The sequence below is a fragment of the Arthrobacter antibioticus genome (genome assembly GCF_030063205.1).
Lineage (GTDB): Bacteria > Actinomycetota > Actinomycetes > Actinomycetales > Micrococcaceae > Specibacter.
In genome coordinates, this window is record NZ_JASISQ010000016.1 from 1 (window position 1) to 3,564 (window position 3,564).

Consider the following 3,564-nt stretch of genomic DNA (forward strand, 5'->3'; position numbering starts at 1 on the left):
TTGTTGTGATTGACATCTCGGCTGTGATGCGGTTCACTATTCATATGCTGAAATAACAGTTCCACGATACGAAACTATTTGTGTTGTTCGTATAGCCGACACCGTGGATGCCAGCAATGACCTAGAAGGAATACAAGCAATGCTGCTTGAGGACTTCAATCACGCCGCGCGAACAGAACTCGAACCTGTTTTGCGTCCCTGTATCGATATCCAGCGATGGATCGATGAGATCATTACTGCCCGGCCCTTCGCTACCATCAATGATCTTCTTTCCTGCGCTGGTAACGCTAGTAATCCCTTCACTACCGAAGAAATAGCCTCAGCGATGGCTCATCATCCCCGAATCGGTCAACGCGCCCCCGGCACCAGTACCGAAGCTACGCTTTCTCGTTCCGAGCAAGCAGGGGTAGATCCCACCGATCCGGCCATCACCACCGCCCTGACCGAGGGAAACCGGGCCTACGAAGCCCGTTTCAACCAAGTCTTTTTGATACGAGCCGCTGGCCGGTCCCCACAGGAAATCATCAACACCCTCCACCAACGCCTCAAGAACACCGCCGAAGAGGAAAACCTCATAGTTGCTGCGCAACTACGAGAAATCGCAGTGTTACGACTCCAAGGAGTGATCAACGCATGAGCGTTTCCCACATAACCACCCACATCCTGAACACCGCAACAGGAACACCGGCCACATCCGTCGCCGTTGAACTCCACACCCGCGAGGGCCACACATGGTCCCAAATCGCTACCGCCACCACCGATACAAACGGGCGGGTGAAAGACCTCGGCCCGGAAAAACTACCCACCGGCACCTACCAACTACGGTTCAATACCGGCGCCTACTTCGCCAGCATCAACACCGAGACTTTCTTCCCAGAAATCTCCCTGACCTTCACCCTCCAGCACAGCCAGGACCACTACCACGTACCCCTGCTGCTAAGCCCCTTCGCCTATTCAACATACAGAGGAAACTAGACCATGACTGAGAACAACATCATCCTCGGCGCCAACCAATTCGGCAAAGCCGAAGTACGCGTGGTAAAAATCACCCGCGATACCGACCGCCACGAGATCGAAGACCTCAACGTCACCTCAGAAGTCCGCGGCGACTTCAACGCAGCCCACATCGATGGCGATAACGCCCACGTCGTCCCCACCGACACACAAAAGAACACCATCTACTCCTTCGCCCGCGATGGCATCGGCTCCCCCGAAGCCTTCCTGCTACGCCTAAGCGAACACTTCACTAAAGAATTCGCCTGGATCAATGGCGGACGCTGGTCAGCTGAACAATACGCCTGGAACCGCATCCAAGCCAACGGCACAGCCCACGATCACTCCTTCGTGAAAAGCAACCAAGAAATCCGCACCTCCGTCGTCGTTAAAAACGGCGACACCACCCACGTACTCGCCGGCCTCAAAGACCTCACCGTTCTCAAAACCACCCAATCCGGCTTCACAGGCTTCCCCGTGGATAAATACACCACCCTAGCCCAGACCAGCGACCGGATCCTCGCCACCGACGTCGCCGCCCGCTGGCGCTTCAACCCCGAAGCCATCAATAAAAACTTCGACTTCAACACCTCCTACGAATCCATCAAAGCCCTCCTGCTAGAAGGCTTCACCGAAGGCTTCTCCCACGCACTCCAAAACACCCTGTTCGAAATGGGCAAAAAAGTACTCAACGCCCACCCAGAAATCGATGAAATCAAATTCTCCATGCCCAACAAACACCACTTCGTCGTTGACCTCACCCCCTTCGGCCAAGACAACCCCAACGAAGTCTTCTTCGCAGCAGACCGCCCCTACGGCCTCATCGAAGGAACCGTCCTACGCGAAAACGCCTCCAATGCAGGCAACATCTGGGACGGCGTCGCAGGCTTCTGCTAAACACCACACCACCCAACACCAACCAGCACCAACCAGCAGTACTGAGTAAAGAGTGAGTAAAGAGTGAGTTGTACTGAGTAAAGAGTGAGTTGTACTGAGTAAAGAGTGAGGCGGGGGGCCACGGCCCCCCGCCTCACCAACACGGCAACCCCCACAGCGCGTTGTCGTCAAAGATGTTAGGTAAGCAGACAAGGAGGTCCGCTATGACCAAGAAAACACGCACCACCACCATAGCCACCACGAAAAAAGCCAGACCAGAAGATGAAAAACTAGGAATCGGCGCCAGCTTCGCGTACGGATTCCAACACGTCCTCACCATGTACGGCGGCATCATCGCCGTACCCCTAATCGTGGGCCAAGCAGCAGGACTAAAACCAGCAGACATCGGCCTACTCATCGCAGCATGCCTCTTCATGGGCGGCCTAGCCACCCTGCTCCAAACCCTAGGCCTACCCTTCTTCGGCTCTCAACTACCCCTAGTACAAGGCGTCTCATTCGCCGGAGTAGCCACCATGGTCGCCATCGTCAACGGCGGCGGCGGAATCCAAAGCGTCTTCGGCGCCGTGATCGTCTCCTCAGCACTAGGCCTACTCATCTCCCCCATCTTCTCCAAAATCATCAAATTCTTCCCACCCGTAGTCACCGGCACCGTGATCACCGTCATCGGCCTCTCCCTCATGCCCGTAGCAGCGAACTGGGCCATGGGCGGAAACAAAAAAGCAGAAAACTACGGCGACGTAACCAACATCGCCCTCGCCGCCGGAACCCTCGTGATCGTGCTCCTACTCAGCAAACTAGGAAACAGCACCATCTCACGACTCTCCATCCTGCTAGCAATCGTCATCGGCACACTCATCGCCCTCGCCCTAGGAATGGCCAACTTCTCCAAAGTCACCACCGGCCCCCTCATCGCCTTCCCCACACCCTTCCACCTCGGCATGCCCACCTTCCACCTCGCCGCGATCATCTCCATGTTCATCGTGGTCCTGGTCATCATGGTAGAAACCTCCGCGGACATCCTGGCAGTAGCAGACATCGTCGAAACCAAAGTCGACTCCCGCCGCCTCGGCGACGGCCTCCGCGCCGACATGGCCGCCAGCGTCATCGCCCCCGTCTTCGGCTCCTTCACCCAAAGCGCCTTCGCCCAAAACGTCGGCCTCGTCGCCGTCACCGGCATCAAAAGCCGCTTCGTCGTCGCAGCAGGAGGGGTCATCCTCGTCATCCTGGGCATCCTACCCGTCATGGGCCGCGTCGTAGCAGCAGTACCACTACCCGTCCTCGGCGGAGCAGGAATCGTCCTCTTCGGCACCGTCGCAGCCAGCGGCATCCGCACACTCTCCACCGTCAGCTACAAAAACAACATGAACATGATCATCGTCGCCACCGCCATCGGCGCCGGCATCATCCCCATCGCCGCACCCACCTTCTACGACAAATTCCCCGAATGGTTCGCCACCATCTTCCACTCCGGCATCAGCTCCGCCGCCGTAGTCGCCATCCTCCTAAACCTCCTCTTCAACCACTTCACCCTCGGCAACCCAGAAAACCCCTCCGTCTTCGCCGCCGGAACAGACCGACTCATCCCCGCCGAAATAGCCCACTGCCTCCAACACGGAGACCACTGGGACAACGGCAAACTCCTCGACGCCAACAACCAAGAAATACCCATCACCG

Annotated in this window: 4 protein-coding genes; all 4 read left to right on the plus strand. The window is 57.1% G+C overall.

The genetic code is table 11. The annotated features are described in order from the left end of the window. Positions 1 to 103 precede the first annotated feature (103 nt). On the plus strand, positions 104 to 637 hold the full coding sequence (gene uraD / locus QMG40_RS17250) for a 2-oxo-4-hydroxy-4-carboxy-5-ureidoimidazoline decarboxylase (RefSeq protein WP_349361630.1): 534 nt from the start codon (positions 104 to 106) through the stop codon (positions 635 to 637). After that, positions 634 to 975: a hydroxyisourate hydrolase gene (gene uraH, locus QMG40_RS17255; protein WP_283532377.1), complete on the plus strand. Its 342-nt coding sequence runs from the start codon at positions 634 to 636 to the stop codon at positions 973 to 975. The genes uraD and uraH overlap by 4 nt, the downstream gene beginning before the upstream one ends. Before the next feature lie 3 nt (positions 976 to 978). Further along, positions 979 to 1,890: a factor-independent urate hydroxylase gene (gene pucL / locus QMG40_RS17260; protein ID WP_283532378.1), complete on the plus strand. Its 912-nt coding sequence runs from the start codon at positions 979 to 981 to the stop codon at positions 1,888 to 1,890. 203 nt (positions 1,891 to 2,093) lie between these two features. After that, positions 2,094 to 3,564, plus strand: a 1,471-nt coding sequence (locus QMG40_RS17265) for a nucleobase:cation symporter-2 family protein (protein WP_283532379.1), incomplete at its 3' end; no start/stop codon positions are given.

What these genes read in the sequence shown, in the direction of transcription:
- uraH (WP_283532377.1), top strand. Translation starts at nt 634, where the DNA reads ATGAGCGTTTCCCACATAACCACCCACATCCTGAACACCGCAACAGGA.
- pucL (WP_283532378.1), top strand. Translation starts at nt 979, where the DNA reads ATGACTGAGAACAACATCATCCTCGGCGCCAACCAATTCGGCAAAGCC.